The sequence below is a fragment of the Polynucleobacter necessarius genome (assembly GCF_900095175.1).
In the GTDB taxonomy this organism is placed as follows: Bacteria; Pseudomonadota; Gammaproteobacteria; order Burkholderiales; family Burkholderiaceae; genus Polynucleobacter; species Polynucleobacter necessarius_I.
The window spans coordinates 1,492,732-1,509,541 of record NZ_LT606946.1 but is presented as its reverse complement, the minus strand read 5'-3'; the positions used below and the strand labels follow the sequence as shown (position 1 = coordinate 1,509,541).

Here is a 16,810-nt window from a genome sequence, read left to right as displayed (position 1 = left end):
GATGACGACTAAGCGACCGCCAACTGCACTCGAAAAGATGGGTTTAAACAGCCCTATGGCACTTGCTTTGCACCTGCCATCCCGTTATGAGGACGAGACTGAGCTTTTCGCTATCGAGGAGGCTTTGGGCTTAGGACGTTTTCATTCAATTCAGACTCAAGGCGTCGTGATTCGAAATCAGGTGATGTTCCGCCCTAGAAGGCAGCTTTTGGTCACGATTGAAGATGACACCGCTTCGCTACAGCTCCGTTTCCTGAATTTCTATCCAAGCCAGCAAAAGCAAATGGCAGTTGGCGCCCATGTCCGAGTTCGAGGTGAGGTCCGAGAGGGCTATCAAGGTCCTGAAATGGTTCACCCTATAGTTCGGGCTGTAACGCCAGATGCGCCATTGCCAGCAAGTTTGACCCCGGTCTATCCCGCAAGTGCAGGTGTCTCGCAAACGATTATTCGTAAGGCGGTCTTACAAGCCCTACGGGATGCTAGCCTGAAAGAAAGTCTGGCAGAATTTTTGCCCACCAAACTCATGGCAGAAATATTGCCAAGCAATGATTGGCCACCGCTGCAAGATGCGATTGCCTATTTGCATCAGCCACCTGCCGATGCTAATACCCAATCTCTGCTGGAGCGCACACACCCTGCATGGCGTAGAGTGCAGTTCGAGGAATTGCTTGCCCAGCAGATTTCTTTAATGCGGGCGCATGCCATTCGTAGAGAAAGGCGTGCCCCTAGTTTTGGAAAGGGTCAGTCAGCAAGTAAGGTAAGCAAAAAAACTACCAGCATTGAAGATGGCTTACTTAAAGTTTTGCCCTTTAAGTTGACTGGTGCTCAAGCCCGAGTCTGGGCAGAGATTGGAGCTGATTTATCCAATACCTTTCCAATGAATCGCCTATTGCAAGGCGATGTGGGTAGTGGAAAAACGGTGATTGCCGCATTAGCTGCTGCACGTGCGATGGATCATGGTTATCAAGCTGCCATCATGGCGCCTACAGAAATTTTGGCGGAGCAACACTACCTCAAAATGCAGGAGTGGTTTGAACCCCTAGGCGTCAAGATTGCTTGGCTCTCTAGCAGCTTGAAGGTTAAAGAGAAAAGACTTGCCCAAGAAATGATTGAGAGTGGCGAGGCCCAACTCATTATCGGCACACATGCCCTTATTCAAGATAAGGTGAGCTTCGCTAAGTTGGGTTTAGCGGTGATTGATGAGCAACATCGTTTTGGTGTGAGGCAGCGTCTAGAGATTCAGCAACACGTTGGCTCGGAGCTGTTCTATTGCCATCAATTAATGATGTCGGCCACTCCGATTCCACGGACTTTGGCGATGACCTATTACGCTGACTTAGATGTTTCTGTGATTGATGAATTACCTCCTGGCAGAAAACCGATTGCGACTAAGGTGGTGAAGGCGGCACGTAGAGATGAAGTGATTAGTGGCCTGCATGATTGGCTTGCCAAGGGACTGCAAACCTATTGGGTTTGTCCTTTGATTGAAGAGTCAGAGGTATTGCAATTGCAAACTGCGGTTGAAAGTTTTGAGCAGCTCACACAAGCTTTGCCAAATTTCAAAGTGGGTTTAGTGCATGGCCGCTTGAAGAGTGAAGAAAAAGCTGCGGTGATGGCAGCCTTCAAAGCTAATGAAATCCAGCTTTTAGTGGCAACCACCGTGATTGAAGTGGGTGTGGATGTGCCCAATGCAGCTCTCATGGTGATAGAGCATGCAGAGCGCTTTGGTTATGCGCAAATTCATCAGTTACGTGGGCGTGTAGGACGGGGTTCGGCAGATTCTGTTTGTATTTTGATGTATGCAGAGCCTCTATCTTTAGCCGCAAAAGAGCGCTTACAAACCTTACGAGAGACTTCGGATGGCTTTGTCATTGCAGAGCGTGATTTATCGCTACGCGGTCCTGGCGAGTTATTGGGCGCCAAGCAATCTGGTGATGCGATGCTGCGGTTTGTCGATCTTCAGCGGGATGCCTGGTTAATTGAGTTGGCCCAGATGGCCGCAGAGCGTTTGCTAGCAGAGCATGGGGAGTTGGTAGAAAGACATTTAGAGCGTTGGCTTGGCTCTCGTACCGAATTTCTAAAAGCTTGATAATGCGATCATGAGCATGATTGTTAAAAAGAAAGATGATTGATCTAATGCGCAATCGCATTGTTGCTTACGCCTATTTAATCCGTCTAGATAAGCCGATCGGCACGCTACTACTATTGTGGCCAACTTTGTGGGCGCTTTGGTTGGCGAGTGGCGGATTTCCTGAATTCCATCTGCTCATCATTTTTAGCTTGGGTACATTTTTAATGCGTAGTGCCGGTTGTGCCATTAATGACTATGCGGATCAAGATTTTGATCGTTATGTCTTGAGAACTAAGGATCGACCGATTACCAGCGGCAAGATTTCTGGAAAAGAAGCGTTGATGGTGGCAGGGACTCTGGCGTTGATAGCTTTCCTACTTATTCAACCTTTGAATGCGCTTACTAAAGAACTCTCTTTTTTTGCCTTGGCGATTGCGATTCTCTATCCCTTTACGAAGCGTTTCTTTGCGATTCCTCAAGCCGTTCTTGGCATTGCCTTTGGTTTTGGCATTCCGATGGCCTATGCCGCAGTTCTTGGCTTTATTCCTCTTGAGGCTTGGATTCTGTTTGTCGGCAATATCTTCTGGGCCATTGCTTATGACACTGCTTACGCCATGGTTGATCGTGATGATGATTTGCGTTTGGGCTTGCGCACTTCAGCCATTACTTTTGGTCGCTTTGACGTACTCGCAATTGCGCTGAGTTACGGCGTGCTATTTCTGAGTCAAGTTTGGGTTGCCCAGCTGGCAAATCTCAATAATTACTTTTGGGTAGGTTGGAGTCTGGCTTTAACTTGCGCCATCTATCACCTGAAACTGGTATCGGCCCGCAAGCGTGAGGATTGCTTCAAGGCATTTCGCCACAACAACTGGCTGGGGGGGGTCCTATTTCTTGGAATCCTTTTAGGTCTTACCTAGTTCATCGCCCATGGCTTTGCCACGTTGACTTGCAGCATCAATCGCTTTTTCAAGTGCACCATGCCAATCGAGTTGCTTGAGTGTGTCGAGTGCTGCAGCAGTTGTACCGCCCCTAGAAGTGACCCGTTCGCGCAGAACCCCTGCATGCTCATCGGAGTTATGGGCAAGCTGTGTGGCGCCTTCTAAAGTGGCATAAGCTAATTTACGAGCAGTGGCTGCATCAAGCCCAAGCTTTTCACCGCTAGATTGCATGGCTTCCAAGAAAGCAAAAACATAGGCAGGTCCACTTCCGGAAACCGCAGTAACAGCATCCATAAGTTTTTCTTCATTGACCCAGACTGCCTGGCCAACTGCATTGCAAATCGTTTCTGCTAGGGCGCGATCAGATGCGCTGACGCCAGCATCTGCAAATAGACCTGTAATACCTTTACCAATAAGAGCGGGAGTATTTGGCATGGCGCGAACGCAACGTGCGTGATCAAGCCAGCGACTCATATCTTTGAGGCGGATGCCAGCAGCAATGCTGAGGATCAACGGACCTGGCGCTGTTGCATGTTTTAGTTTTGCGCTTAAAGACTTTGCTACTACATTGAAGTCCTGAGGCTTAATCGCCATAACTACAACATTGTTTTTGGAGAAGTCAAAAGCAATTTGATCCAAAGTGCCAATGATCTGCACGCCAAAATCTTGATGCAATTGCAGGCCTGTGCTCGCATTGGCCTCCACTACAGAAAGTTGTTTGGCTTCAAAACCGTTGGTGAGTGATCCGCTAATTAATGCGCGACCCATATTGCCACCGCCAATAAAGGTGATGTGGGCATTTTGGTTTGTTTGTTGTGTGCTCATGCTTTTATCTTATCGCGCTTCCCAAAAATAGCGCTTCCTATACGTAACATGGTGCTGCCTTCAGCGATTGCAGCCTCCATGTCATCCGACATTCCCATAGAGAGGGTATCGAAAAAGTCATATCCAAGATCATTGCTGTGTTTTGCCTTAAGTCCGACAAAACACTCTCTAACGGCAGCAAAGGCTCGGCGCTGTTGGCTCACATCATCGCTGGGCGCGGGGATAGCCATCAGTCCACGAAGTACCAGGTTGGGAAGTTTGGCAACGGCATCACAAACCGTTTCGACTTCCTCAAGCGCTATCCCACTTTTGGACTCTTCTTCGCTTACATTAACTTGAACGCAGACTTGCAGTTCACCCAGATCAGGAAATTCTCCGCGTTGAGCGGAAAGACGCTCTGCAATTTTGAGGCGGTCAATGCTGTGTACCCAATCAAAATATTCTGCGACATCACGCGTTTTATTGCTCTGAAGTGGACCAATGAAATGCCACTCTAGCCAAGGACGCAACTTCGCAAGTTGTTGAATTTTCTCAACACCTTCTTGAACATAGTTCTCACCAAAGGCAGTTTGGCCGGCATGCATGGCCTCTTCAACGGCTATTGCTGGAAAGGTTTTACTCACCGCAAGCAGTTGAATATCTTCCGGCTCACGTTTTGCTGCTAGCGCTGCCAGCTCTAGCCTTCGCCTTACCAACATCAGGCTGGTAGTTACTTGACTCATTATCTAGTCTGGCCTTGTTGACTGATCAGTTGATCAACAATCTCGATCCAATGCAGCACTGGGGTGTCATCTTGCTGAAGATGGGTGATGCAACCAATATTTCCGGACACAATAACTTTCGCACCAGACTCTTCGCAAGCGGCATTGAGGTGGGTCAGCTTGTTATTGCGTAACTGCTCTGAGAGTTCTGGCTGGGTTACAGAGTAGGTGCCTGCAGAACCACAGCAGAGGTGGCTATCGGTACATAAGCGCACGCCAATACCAATGCTAGCTAGCAGACCTTCTACCTTCCCGCGAATTTGTTGACCATGTTGAAGTGTGCAGGGTGGGTGATACACTACGCCAGGCTTAGGATTGCTACCTACTAGAGAAATCAACTCACTCTCAAGCGCCGGCAAGATTTCTGAAATATCTTTAGTGAGATCAGAGATCTTCTTTGCTTTGCTTGCATATTGCGGATCATTTGCAAATAAATGACCATAGTCTTTAACCATTACGCCACAACCAGATGCAGTCATGACGATGGCTTCAACACCTTGTTCAACTTGTGGCCACCAAGCATCAATATTTTGTTTGGCGTTATCAAGGCCACCAGCTTGATCGTTTAAGTGGTAACGCAATGCGCCACAACATGTGGCGTTAGGCGCGCTAATGAGCTGGATCTTGAGTGCATCTAAAACACGCGCAGTAGCCGAATTAATATTGGGAAGCATGCCTGGTTGGACGCAACCCTCAAGCAATAGCATCTTGCGAGAGTGGCTAGCCTGTGGCCTTGCATGGGGATCTGTATTTGTATTGAGTGCTTTATTTTTAGCTTCCGGAATCTTGCGTTGGATACCGGCCGGCATCAGTGGACGGACTAAGCGACCAATTGCCATCGCTGAATTAAATAATGTAGGACTGGTTAAACCTTCTTTTAAAGCCCAGCGGGTTAGGCGCTGGCCAAGAGGACGCTCAGGAGTATTTTCTTCTGCCCACTTGCGACCAATATCCACTAAGTTGCCGTATTGCACGCCGCTTGGGCAAGTGCTTTCGCAATTGCGGCAAGTTAAGCAGCGATCTAAATGCATACGTGTTTTTTCAGTCGGCGCTTGCCCTTCAGCCATTTGCTTGATGAGGTAGATGCGACCACGTGGGCCATCGAGTTCATCGCCCAGAATTTGATAGGTAGGGCAAGTAGCAGTGCAGAAGCCGCAGTGCACGCACTTTCCAAGAATCCTGGCGGCCTCTATGCCTTCAGGAGTATTGGCGAATTGGGGAGCTAGTTGAGTTTGCATATAAAGACTTAAGGAAGGCGTGAAGTAGCAAATACGCCTGCTGGATCAAAGGCGGCTCTTAGGCGTGCTTGTACTGCCTCTAAAGCAGTTGAGTGCGCTTGCTCACTCAGAAGGGTAGAGCGTTGCTTGCTTGGGTCAACACTACTTCCTTGCTTAAAGCGTGTTGCATGTCCACCATTAGTATTAGCTAATGCTTTGATGGATGCAAAAGTAGCATCATCGCCAGGCGCTTTAACCCAGCGTTGCTGTCCATGCCACTCCAAAGCAATATCGCCAACGGCGTTTTCAATTGCTAGTGGACCACATGCGGCTGGTAGGGCTAAGCGATAGAGTGTGTCGGCACTATCTAGGTTTGTAAAAGCAGTTAAGCGCTGCTCACGTAGATCACTCCAAAAATTTTGTGCAATTACCGGATCCACTTCAACAGCATCGATAGCTGCATTCATCAGCGGAATCGCAGCCTGAACAGCGGCAGCAGCACCAGCGAGACGAATAGTCAGTTCACCATCGCCACCTGCTGGGCTTCCAATCCAGCAACTAGCTGAGAGTGGTAAGGGTTGCCCAGCCCATTCATTTAAGAGGTGCAAAGTTTTTTCTTGGCTGAGCTGGCAGCGTAAGGTGGCTGTTGCTGCTGGCTTTGGTAGCACTTTTACAGAGGCCTCGAGTAATGGTGACAAGGTTCCCATGGATCCGGGCAATAAACGTGAGACGTCATATCCCGCCACGTTTTTCATCACCTTGCCGCCAAAAGATAAGTCCTGGCCTTCACCATCCATGACGCGTGCACCAAGAACAAAGTCACGTAAATTGCCAGCGCTAATACGGCCAGGCCCTGCCAAGCCTGCAGCTATGGCGCCACCAAAAGTTGCGCTATCACCAAAATGGGGTGGCTCAAAAGCCAGCACTTGGTTTTTCTCAGCCAGAGCTGCTTCAATTTCCTTTAATGGCGTGCCAGCACAAGCTGTAATCACTAATTCTTCAGACTGGTATTCCAAGATGCCAGAGTAGGGGCGAGTATCTAACTTGGCATAGGAATTGGTATTGCCATACCAAGACTTTGTGCCACCACCTTCAATTGATAGGGGTGTTTTGTTTTTGGCCGCTGCCAGAATTTGCTCGCGAAATAAATCAATAGCCATATTGTTGGATGTGGACATTAGAAGCGCTCCAACTCAGGATGCGGCAAGTTTCCACCACTAATACGCATACGACCATATTCAGCGCAGCGATTTAATGTGGGGATAGCCTTATCAGGATTTAATAATCGTTCAGGGTCAAATGCGGCCTTAACTCCCCAGAAAGATTCACGTTCACCTTCACCAAATTGAACGCACATGGAATTAATCTTTTCAATTCCAACGCCATGCTCACCAGTAATCGTGCCATCGAGCTCGACACAGGCTTCTAAAATTTCAGTACCAAACTCTTCCGCACGATGCCACTCATCTTGATCGGCACCGTTAAATAAAATGAGTGGATGCATATTGCCATCGCCCGCATGAAATACACTCAAGCAAGCAAGGCCATATTTCTTTTCCATAACCTGAATGCGTCTGAGTAGAGTGCCAATATTTCTGCGGGGGATTGTTCCATCCATGCAGTAGTAATCAGGCGCTAAGCGTCCAGCTGCGGGGAAGGCATTTTTGCGGCCACTCCAAAACTTCAAGCGCTCCGCTTCATTTTGAGAAATCTGAATACCGCTAGCACCTGCTAGTTCAAGCACCTTGGTCATGCGTTCAATTTCTTCTGCAACCTCTTCAGGCGTGCCATCGGACTCACACAGGAGAATGGTCTCAGCATCAAGGTCGTACCCCGCATGAACAAATTCCTCTACTGCACGAGTAGTGGCTTTATCCATCATTTCTAAGCCGGCAGGAATGATGCCGGCAGCGATGATGGCTGCAACTGCATCTGCACCTTTTTCAATATCGTCAAAACTGGCCATGATGACGCGAGCCAATTTTGGCTTAGCAATGAGTTTGACTGTGACTTCAGTCACTACTGCAAGCATGCCTTCGCTACCCATCACAATTGCCAATAAATCGAGTCCTGGAGAGTCTGGTGCAAGGCTGCCAAATTCTACGATTTCACCGTTCATCAAAATGCCGCGAACTTTGAGTACGTTGTGAAGCGTCAGTCCGTATTTGAGGCAGTGAACACCACCAGAGTTTTCATTCACATTGCCACCAATGGAGCAGGCAATCTGTGAGGAGGGGTCTGGAGCGTAATAGAGACCAAGATGAGCAACTGCTTCCGAGACGGCTAAATTGCGAACACCAGGCTGCACAACCGCAGTTCTGGTGAAGGGATCAATGCTAATGATCTTTTTGAGTTTGGCTAGCGAGAGCACTAAGCCTTGGGAAATGGGCATGGCGCCACCGGATAAGCCAGTGCCAGATCCACGCGGAACGATAGGCACCTGCAATTCAAAGCAGGTCCTTAGGATCTGGGCAACCTGCTCCTCTGTCTCCGGTAATGCTACTGCTAGGGGCATGCGTCGATAGGCCGCTAGACCATCACATTCATAGGGAATTGTGTCCTCAGGCTCCCAAAGCAAAGCATGCTCTGGGAGAATGGGGCGCAAGGCCGATACCAATTTGGATTGAAGGGCGGCAATGGCCGCGAGCTCGGGGGGTGGGGTCACCATATTCATAAGAATCATTTTAGCCATTTACCTATAATTAGTTCATGGGAAATCGACTTTCAAAAATAGCCACTAGAACTGGTGATGCTGGCATGACCGGGCTTGGCGATGGTAGCCGAGTAGAAAAGGATCATTTGCGCATCTGCGCCATGGGCGATGTAGATGAATTGAACTCCGAAATCGGTGTTTTGATGACTGAATCGATCCCTGAGGGTCTTGCTGAGGAGTTAAAAGCTTTATTTTTGCAAGTGCAGCATGATTTATTTGACCTGGGTGGCGAGCTTTGCATTCCTAATTACACCTTGCTCAAACCAGAGCATGTGGCCCAGCTGGATGTTTGGCTAGAAAAATACAATGCAACTTTGCCCCCCTTAACTGAATTCATTCTCCCAGGTGGGACACGTGCCGCCGCTCAGGCTCATGTATGTCGAACAGTTTGCAGGCGTGCCGAGCGTTCGATTGTGCGTTTGGGTTGGGAAGAGCCTCTGTACGATGCTCCTCGTCAATACGTCAATCGCTTATCCGATTTGTTATTTGTATTAGCGCGTGTTCTCAATCGTGCGGCGGGCGGCCAAGATGTTCTCTGGAAGCACAAAAAAAGAGACTAAATAAATAGTCTCTTTTTGAATTAATAAAGCATCTTTGCTTTATTTTCTTACATCTTATTTCTTCGCTTTTCTGCGATTCTTTACGGTTAATGCTAGGCGTTGCAATACATTGACTGAATCTTCCCAGTTAATGCAGGCATCAGTAATACTCTTGCCATATTCCAACTTATTTGGATCATCTTTTCCAGGCGTGAATTTTTGCGCACCATCATTCAGGTGGCTCTCAATCATCACTCCAAAAATTTGATTTGAACCAGATTCAATTTGCTCGGCAATATTTTCTGCCACTACAATTTGACGCTCATGTTTTTTACTGGAGTTCGCATGCGACAAGTCAACCATCAAACTGGCTGGAAGCTTTGCTGCTGCTAGCTCGGAGCAGGCTGCTTGAACATACTGCGCTTCATAGTTTGACTCTTTACCGCCGCGCAAAATAACGTGGCAGTCTTTATTGCCCTTAGTTTCCACAATAGAAACCTGACCGTTCTTATGTACTGATAAGAAGTGGTGTGGGCGGCTAGCTGCCTGAATCGCATCGGTGGCGATTTTGATATTGCCGTCAGTACCATTCTTAAATCCGATTGGTGCAGAAAGACCTGATGCTAGTTCACGGTGAACTTGGCTCTCAGTTGTACGTGCTCCGATGGCGCCCCAAGAAATGAGGTCGGCAATATATTGTGGAGAAATAACATCCAAGAATTCGCTACCTGCAGGCATGCCAAGACGATTAATTTCCATCAAGACTTGACGGGCAATGCGCAAACCTTCTTCAATGCGATAGCTCTCGTCTAAGAACGGATCATTAATTAAACCTTTCCAACCCACTGTTGTGCGTGGCTTTTCAAAATAGACGCGCATCACAATTTCAAGTTCGCCTGCAAAACGATCGCGCTCAGCAAGTAGTCGTTGGCAGTACTCAACAGCAGCGCGAGGATCGTGAATCGAGCAAGGCCCAATAATGACTAACAAGCGATCATCTTTTCCATGAATGATGTCGCGAATCTTTTTACGCGTTTTGCTAATCAATGCCTCGGTCGGCGTTCCCGAGATTGGGAAAAAGCGAATCAAATGCTCTGGCGGTGGCAGAACAGTAATGTTGTGAATGCGTTGATCATCTGTGTCTGACGTTTTGTCGACGGCAGCGTACCAGTTTGCGGGATTAGTGTTTTGTTGGCTCATACGGCTATTTTAAGCTGTATTAAGCAGTTCCTCCGACAGTCAGGCTGTCGATACGTAAAGTTGGCTGTCCAACCCCTACAGGGACGCTCTGACCTTCTTTGCCACAAACCCCGATACCACCGTCTAATTTCAGGTCATTTCCGATCATAGAGACCTGTTTTAGGGATTCGGGGCCGCTACCGATGATGGTGGCGCCTTTAACGGGGTATTGAATTTTGCCGTTTTCTACCCAATAGGCCTCGGAAGCTGAAAAGACAAACTTTCCGCTTGTAATGTCGACTTGGCCACCCCCGAAGTTCACTGCGTAAAGACCACGTTTAATGCTGGCTACGATCTCCTGAGGATCATCTTTGCCAGCCATCATGTAGGTATTGGTCATCCGAGGCATCGGTAAAGAGGCAAAGCTCTCCCGTCGTCCGTTGCCGGTGAGGGGCATATTCATGAGTCGGGCATTCAGGCTGTCCTGAATGTAACCCTTCAAAATGCCGTCTTCAATCAGAGTGGTGCACTGGGTGGGCGTACCTTCATCATCAATATTGAGTGAGCCGCGACGACCAGAAAGTGTTCCATCGTCTACTACGGTGACACCTTTAGCGGCAACGCGCTGCCCAATGCAGCCAGCAAATGCAGAAGAGCCTTTGCGATTAAAGTCGCCTTCTAGGCCGTGACCTGCCGCTTCGTGCAATAAGACTCCAGGCCATCCTGGCCCCATGACTACTGTCATTGGGCCAGCTGGAGCGGGGCGAGAGTCTAAATTAATCAGGGCGCCATCCACAGCTTCATCAACATATTGATTAATGAGCTCTGTATTGAAGTAGTGATAATCATGACGAGCACCGCCACCCGAAGATCCAGACTCGCGGCGACCATTTTGCTCTGCAATCACGTGCACTGATACTCGTACTAGCGGACGTATGTCAGCAGCTAACAAGCCATCTGCCCGAACCACGAGCACCACATCAAACTCACCAGCCAGACTGGCCATGACCTGAATGATGCGTGGGTCTCGCGCTTTTGCGCGACGCTCAATCCCTTCAAGTAGCGCAATTTTTTCTTGCGGCGCGAGTGAGTCTAGGGGATTTAAGTCTGAGTAGAGTTCATTGGATACGGGCGTAAATATTTTGCTTGCAACAGCGCGAGTGCCACCTTGGGGCCCAATCACACGAGTGGATTTGGCTGCTTTATTAAGAGCGTCTAGATTAATTTCATCGGAGTATGCAAAAGCGGTTTTATCTCCATAAATTGCACGCACCCCAACACCTTGATCAATGCTGAAGCTACCAAGTTTGATAATGCCTTCTTCAAGGCTCCAGCTCTCACTACGGGTGTGCTGGAAGTAAAGGTCAGCATCGTCGAGTTGGTGCGTAAACATATTGCCAAAGGTGTGGTGCAAATCCTGCTCGGAGAGGCCAGTGGGTTCCAACAGAATCGATTTCGCTAACTTAAGAAGGTCGGCCTGCTTCTTGGGCTTGGTCCAATCGCTTGGAAATAATGCTTCGGGTGCTCTCATCTTGATTTAGCTGAACTTTCTGTATTAAAGCTTGCGGTGTTTTAGTGCCGGTAGCTTAGAGCGTACCTTTTTTAATTTATCTTTGCTCAGTTTGCCCTGAATAAAACCCTCCCCTTCAGGGAGATTGCTTAGGACCTCACCCCAAGGGTCAATGAGCATGCTCTCACCCCAGGTTCGACGTTGATTGAGGTGTAAACCACCTTGAGCAGAAGCTAGTACATAGCATTGGTTTTCAATAGCACGTGCACGCAGGAGGATCTCCCAATGATCCTTGCCGGTTGTGTAGGTAAATGCGGCTGGAATGATATGGCAATCGACTTGCCCAAGGGCGCGGTATAACTCTGGAAAGCGTAGGTCATAGCAAATGCTTAAGCCAAAGCGCCAGTCGACTTCATTGATCCTGATTGCAAATTGACCTGGTTGGCTGCCTGCCGCAATCGTTTCCGATTCTTCGTAACGCTCAGTTTCAGTTTGAAAGCCAAACAAATGGATTTTGTCGTAGCGAGCGATTGGCTGACCCAGAGGATCAAATACTAGTGAGGTGTTGAGAACTTTGTTGGATTCTTTCGCCTCAAGAGGAATGGTTCCGGCGACGAGATAAATATTATTTTCCTGGGCCATAGCTGCAAGGCGCTCTTGAATTGGACCTGATCCGGTAGCTTCTCGTGCCTTTACCTTATCCGTATCTTTCAAGCCCATTAAGCAAAAATATTCTGGCAGTACAGCCAGCTGAGAGCCGCAATCTGCAGCAGCTTTAATCAAGCTTGCGGCAACCTCAAGGTTCTCACTGAGGTTAGGGGTCGATACCATTTGTATCGAGGCCATACTGAGTTCAGAAGTATTTCTTAGTGAGTTCATCTGTTTAGCCTGGAGTTTGGGTGGAGATACCTTGATTTACGGGCGGGCTTGCGGGCGCAGAGTTTGGCGAACTAGGTTTGCTTTGCTCTTTCAGAAGATTTTTCGTGCGAATCGTTTCTAGTGTTTTTGCATCAAGCGGTTGACCCTTCTGATCGAGCGGGATCACTTCTGGATTATCCCAAGAACCCTGAATTAAATAATCCGTTTGCATATTGCGATTAATTTGATTGGTAATGAGGTATTGACCTATGACCGCCCCCAGTCCAATGATGGGATTAATCGCAAATGCCGCCAATGAGCCCGCTGTGGCATCAATTGTTGGGAAGATGGTGATGCGTAAATCTTGGGTCTCTTTGGGCACGTTAATTTGGCCTGTCATTGCAACACGCGCCTGATCCAGAATCATCGTGAATTGCTTAGTTTGTGCAATTCCTTGTGCGACCTCAAAATTGCTATTAATTGAGTTGAATGGCGTACCCTTGGCGACCAAGTTGCCCAGACTGCCTTTTAAGTCCAAAGTGGCAAACTTAAACAAGCTTTGTAGGCTCAGGACATCCAGTAATTTCGCACCATCGGAATTGACTTCGAGCAAGCGACCATTTGCCAGATTGATGCTGACATCGCCAGCCAATGAATCGTAGGCTGGTGAAAAGGGTGATCCTGACCAGGAGAGTGAAGCAGTGAGCTTTCCTTCACCACCTTCTATCGATTTAGAGTTGCTCCAATGAGAAATAATTTGTCCGGCATCTTCGATGTTCACATTCGCAGTGAAAGAACTCTGTTCCGCGACGTTTGGAGTTTTGGCGCTCCATTGACCTTTGATGATGGAGTTGCCTTGGGGATTATTAATCTGAATAGACTCGACCTTCATGAGGTCCTGACTAGTTCTGGATTTAATTTTTACTGTACCCAGTTTTGCCTTGGTCCAGCTCAAGTCATCAATTGCTAAATCTAAACTGGGAATCGCATTGGGGTTGACGGGGGTCTTCAGTGGAGATGGTTTTTGTGGGCCATCTTCCTTATTGAGTAAGTCCGGAGCTATGCGCTGATCTGGTACTTTCAGGCGCGTGAGTTTTCCAGAAATCAAGCCGCTCGGATGATTGTTGCTGCTAGGGTGCCATTGCACTTGGCCAGCAATTTGAGGCGCATTTAATCTCAGTTGCCAGACCATGTTTCTTTTCTGGGACTGCATGCCGACATCCGTCCATTCGCGATCTAGAGCAATTAATTTTTTTACTTGAGCGGATATTTGGACATCTTCCTCAGGGGCGTCAGACTGTTTAGCCCAACTCGCTTTATTAGCTGACTTTCCTTTCCCCAAAAACTCTACCCATTGATCAAGATCGAGTTCATTGCTGACTAACTGAAGCGAAGTGCCTTCCTGTAGCAATGGTGCTGGGGACCCTACTCCTATAGCGTTTTTGATTTCATTCGCGAAATTGAGATTTCCTTGGACAAAATATTGGTCCCCTAATTTTCCAGACCAATCTGCGCATACTGAACTATCTTTACCAACTGAGTGAGTTCTTAAGCTGAGTTCACCCAGCATGGGGGTCCCTGCTAATTTCTTGGCAGGTGCGGGAGCAGTGCTTGCCCAATTGCGTAAGTCAAATTTCAGATTGGTTTGGCTTCCTGCTTTATTAAAGTTAATCAAGCCTTCATATTTGGCTGATCCGCTTATTGCAGTTAGTAGCGCTGGATGCGCTGGAGATTTTAAATTTCCTAAAATGTATTCTCTAATGAAGCTTGCATTGATGTCACCCCCAATAGTGAAGCTAGTATTTCCTGCTGCGGATGGCGCACTTGCAATTTTCAAGGCTCCGCCTAAAAAGTTTGCAGTGACATTTTCAAACTCAGGATTGACTTCGGTAATGCGTACCTTACCCTTTAGGTTCTGCAGGGGGGGGGTCTGCCCCCATTGAGCTTGATTTCCGGTGAGGTTAATTTTTGCATCGAAATTAACATCATCACTTCCAGAGAGTGGAATTTTTAAATCAAGACCCAGACTAATTGGACCCTTTAATGTGAAGTTCTTGGCTAGGTTGGCTTGCCGCACTCCTACTGGAGACGCAAATAGATAGTCCAAGATTTCAGAGCCATCACCCTCAACAGAGCCGCCAAGGAGTAAAGTCAAATTTTTGGCACTGAGATTGGGGATTTTTGATTTGACATTCGTAAGCACCACTTTTTTGTAGTTGGCTTTATCGATATCAATATTCAAAATTGCTTGCTTCATGTCAATGTTGCCACTGACATTGTTGAAGGCTTGCCAAACCCCTTGGCTTCTTGGTAACAGGAGTGCCGGCTTAAAGATAGCCTTTGAAAAAGGTAAATGAAGGGTAAGCTCGCCAGTCGTTCCTGTGGGGAAGGGCACTTGATCAGGATCTCCCTTGATGTGGAGAGAACCATTCTGAATCTCTCCAGCCTCAAAAGCTTTACTGAGATAGATGCGACTATCCTTATCCATTCCAACGGGCAGATAGCGATGCGCTGTCGCTAATTTGGCCTTAACGAATTCCATATCCAACGTCATTTGATCAGGTTGCTTAGGCGCCCCAATAAGGTAGCTGAGATCAAAATTAGTGGTGATTTCGGAGTTACTCAACTGCATTTTCTTGGCATTAATGAGCCAACCACCTTTTTGCTTGGACCAACTAATAGCGCCTTTTGCACGGTCTAATTGAATCTCTGGATCAGATAAAAAATCATTCATCTCCAGTTCAAGATTTGATGAGTCTAGTGTGAAGCTACCCTGCTTTTGATCACCGACTAAGCTGCCGGACAAATTCGAGGCTGATGGCATCGATTTGTTTACTCCGGTAAAGCTAATCTCGTTGAGTTTTGCGTTGATGGTGTAATCAAGCCTATTGGCAGAAAACCAATTTCCCGGAACGGGTAAAGTGGAAAAAGCAGATTTTTTTTCAGACCAATTGATATCCAAGTTCTGCAGCTCGCCATCTGCCTCAGAAATCTTGATCCACTGGTGTATTTTTTTAGGCAGAGGAAGATTGAGTGCGAAGAGTGCAATATCTTCTACTTGTATTTTGGGTGAGGAAAAACCGAACTCTGTGATCTCGCCACCATCTTTTGGAGTGCGCCAGCGGAAAGTAATCGGACTTAATTTTTCAAGAGGGGCATTGCTAGGGCTATCTATAGTGCGCCATGCCAAAGTTTTTGTTGTGATGGAATTTAGGCCGCCGTCTGTTCCCTGCGCTAGATTGGTTTCCAGTCTGCCGAACTCAAGGGGATCTTCGCCTTTATTTAACTGGACTCGGAGATTGTCGGCCACCAAAAAGATTTGCCCATCATCGGCTTTCCCACTATCGAGTTTGATACTCCCCTTGGAGTTGATGTGGCCACCGAGGTCGGAAAGTGGAAGGCTAAGATCTTTGGAAATTTGGTTGAGGTTGAGCTCATCAAGCTCCCATGAAAAACTGCCGATCCAATCTCGCCAATCACCTTCTTGTCCGCCAAGATGATGTACAAAGTCAGCTTGCAGGCGAATCGTGCTTGGACTCCAAGGTGTCTGGGCAATTAATTGACCCTCATGTCTGCGAATACCATTTGTTAGATGGATGCTTTGAACATTTATTGAAGTCTTTAACTTTCGACTTTGCTGGTCTTCCCAAAAAATTTTGGCGTTGTTAATTTTTATGTCGTTTTGGGCGAACAACCAATTTTCGGCAGAAAAATCATTCTCTTTGCTGTGAATGGGAATTCCAGCAATCGAGATCGCACCTTTTGCATCTCGTTGTGCGTAAAGTTCAACTTGATCAAATGTGATCTCATGAAAATACGGGACTAAGTGATAAAAAGATAGCCAGCTAAGCTGCCCCTTGATGTTTCGAATGAATAGGGGTGGGGTCGATGTTTTTGTACTATTAAATCGCAAGCCCTGAATTGCAAAACTCGGACGAATTCCGGTCCAAGATACTTGTACGTCATCCATCGTGATATTGGCGCCTAAGCGCGTACTCATCAAATGCTCTAAGGTAGGCTTAGATTTTTCGATCTGAGGCCAGAGAATGAAGTGCACCCCAAGATGGCCAAGTACAAAAAAAGCCACGGTGATACCAGCAAGAATGAGTGCACGCTTACGCCAACGACCGTCAGAACCTGGTGGGCGTTTTTGAAGCACGCTTTGCAGGCGAGTCCGGATGATATTTCGAAGCATAGGC

At 47.6% G+C, this 16,810-nt stretch carries 12 protein-coding genes; 3 read left to right on the top strand and 9 right to left on the bottom strand.

Going from position 1 to position 16,810, the window contains the following annotated elements; genetic code table 11:
* Position 1 precedes the first annotated feature (1 nt).
* Positions 2 to 2,089, top strand: coding sequence for an ATP-dependent DNA helicase RecG (recG, locus tag DXE44_RS07835; RefSeq protein ID WP_114653945.1), 2,088 nt, complete (start codon positions 2 to 4; stop codon positions 2,087 to 2,089).
* Positions 2,090 to 2,136: 47 nt separating this feature from the next.
* A complete protein-coding gene (gene ubiA, locus DXE44_RS07830) occupies positions 2,137 to 2,988 on the top strand; it encodes a 4-hydroxybenzoate octaprenyltransferase (RefSeq protein ID WP_114654400.1) in 852 nt (283 codons plus the stop codon).
* Here the strand turns inward: ubiA and proC are convergent.
* The 5 genes from proC to DXE44_RS07805 are packed head-to-tail and all read right to left on the bottom strand — an operon-like array spanning position 2,974 to position 8,495.
* Complete coding sequence (gene proC / locus DXE44_RS07825; protein WP_114653944.1) at positions 2,974 to 3,834, bottom strand: pyrroline-5-carboxylate reductase; 861 nt, start codon at positions 3,832 to 3,834, stop codon at positions 2,974 to 2,976. The genes ubiA and proC overlap by 15 nt on opposite strands.
* Positions 3,831 to 4,556, bottom strand: coding sequence for a YggS family pyridoxal phosphate-dependent enzyme (locus DXE44_RS07820; RefSeq protein WP_114653943.1), 726 nt, complete (start codon positions 4,554 to 4,556; stop codon positions 3,831 to 3,833). Before DXE44_RS07820 ends, proC begins: the two co-directional genes overlap by 4 nt.
* On the bottom strand, positions 4,556 to 5,833 hold the full coding sequence (gene glcF / locus DXE44_RS07815) for a glycolate oxidase subunit GlcF (protein ID WP_114653942.1): 1,278 nt from the start codon (positions 5,831 to 5,833) through the stop codon (positions 4,556 to 4,558). The genes DXE44_RS07820 and glcF overlap by 1 nt, the downstream gene beginning before the upstream one ends.
* Positions 5,834 to 5,841: 8 nt before the next feature.
* On the bottom strand, positions 5,842 to 6,990 hold the full coding sequence (gene glcE, locus DXE44_RS07810; RefSeq protein ID WP_114653941.1) for a glycolate oxidase subunit GlcE: 1,149 nt from the start codon (positions 6,988 to 6,990) through the stop codon (positions 5,842 to 5,844).
* Complete coding sequence (locus tag DXE44_RS07805; protein ID WP_174221143.1) at positions 6,990 to 8,495, bottom strand: FAD-linked oxidase C-terminal domain-containing protein; 1,506 nt, start codon at positions 8,493 to 8,495, stop codon at positions 6,990 to 6,992. The genes glcE and DXE44_RS07805 overlap by 1 nt, the downstream gene beginning before the upstream one ends.
* 26 nt (positions 8,496 to 8,521) lie before the next feature.
* Between DXE44_RS07805 and DXE44_RS07800 the strand changes: the two genes are divergently transcribed.
* A complete protein-coding gene (locus DXE44_RS07800) occupies positions 8,522 to 9,085 on the top strand; it encodes a cob(I)yrinic acid a,c-diamide adenosyltransferase (RefSeq protein ID WP_114653940.1) in 564 nt (187 codons plus the stop codon).
* A gap of 54 nt (positions 9,086 to 9,139) precedes the next feature.
* Here the strand turns inward: DXE44_RS07800 and DXE44_RS07795 are convergent, their stop codons facing one another.
* From DXE44_RS07795 to DXE44_RS07780, 4 genes are read right to left on the bottom strand one after another with little or no spacing between them, the layout of a single operon-like run.
* A complete protein-coding gene (locus DXE44_RS07795; RefSeq protein WP_114653939.1) occupies positions 9,140 to 10,264 on the bottom strand; it encodes a 3-deoxy-7-phosphoheptulonate synthase in 1,125 nt (374 codons plus the stop codon).
* Between the two features lie 19 nt (positions 10,265 to 10,283).
* Positions 10,284 to 11,774: a metalloprotease TldD gene (gene tldD, locus DXE44_RS07790; protein WP_114653938.1), complete on the bottom strand. Its 1,491-nt coding sequence runs from the start codon at positions 11,772 to 11,774 to the stop codon at positions 10,284 to 10,286.
* A gap of 24 nt (positions 11,775 to 11,798) precedes the next feature.
* On the bottom strand, positions 11,799 to 12,632 hold the full coding sequence (locus tag DXE44_RS07785) for a carbon-nitrogen hydrolase family protein (RefSeq protein WP_114653937.1): 834 nt from the start codon (positions 12,630 to 12,632) through the stop codon (positions 11,799 to 11,801).
* Between the two features lie 4 nt (positions 12,633 to 12,636).
* A complete protein-coding gene (locus tag DXE44_RS07780) occupies positions 12,637 to 16,806 on the bottom strand; it encodes a YhdP family protein (RefSeq protein ID WP_197712866.1) in 4,170 nt (1,389 codons plus the stop codon).
* Between the last annotated feature and the right edge of the window lie 4 nt (positions 16,807 to 16,810).

What these genes read in the sequence shown, in the direction of transcription:
- proC (WP_114653944.1), bottom strand. Translation starts at nt 3,834, where the DNA reads ATGAGCACACAACAAACAAACCAAAATGCCCACATCACCTTTATTGGC.
- DXE44_RS07800 (WP_114653940.1), top strand. Translation starts at nt 8,522, where the DNA reads ATGGGAAATCGACTTTCAAAAATAGCCACTAGAACTGGTGATGCTGGC.
- tldD (WP_114653938.1), bottom strand. Translation starts at nt 11,774, where the DNA reads ATGAGAGCACCCGAAGCATTATTTCCAAGCGATTGGACCAAGCCCAAG.
- DXE44_RS07780 (WP_197712866.1), bottom strand. Translation starts at nt 16,806, where the DNA reads ATGCTTCGAAATATCATCCGGACTCGCCTGCAAAGCGTGCTTCAAAAA.
- DXE44_RS07805 (WP_174221143.1), bottom strand. Translation starts at nt 8,495, where the DNA reads ATGATTCTTATGAATATGGTGACCCCACCCCCCGAGCTCGCGGCCATT.
- DXE44_RS07820 (WP_114653943.1), bottom strand. Translation starts at nt 4,556, where the DNA reads ATGAGTCAAGTAACTACCAGCCTGATGTTGGTAAGGCGAAGGCTAGAG.
- glcE (WP_114653941.1), bottom strand. Translation starts at nt 6,990, where the DNA reads ATGTCCACATCCAACAATATGGCTATTGATTTATTTCGCGAGCAAATT.
- DXE44_RS07795 (WP_114653939.1), bottom strand. Translation starts at nt 10,264, where the DNA reads ATGAGCCAACAAAACACTAATCCCGCAAACTGGTACGCTGCCGTCGAC.
- DXE44_RS07785 (WP_114653937.1), bottom strand. Translation starts at nt 12,632, where the DNA reads ATGAACTCACTAAGAAATACTTCTGAACTCAGTATGGCCTCGATACAA.
- glcF (WP_114653942.1), bottom strand. Translation starts at nt 5,833, where the DNA reads ATGCAAACTCAACTAGCTCCCCAATTCGCCAATACTCCTGAAGGCATA.
- recG (WP_114653945.1), top strand. Translation starts at nt 2, where the DNA reads ATGACGACTAAGCGACCGCCAACTGCACTCGAAAAGATGGGTTTAAAC.
- ubiA (WP_114654400.1), top strand. Translation starts at nt 2,137, where the DNA reads ATGCGCAATCGCATTGTTGCTTACGCCTATTTAATCCGTCTAGATAAG.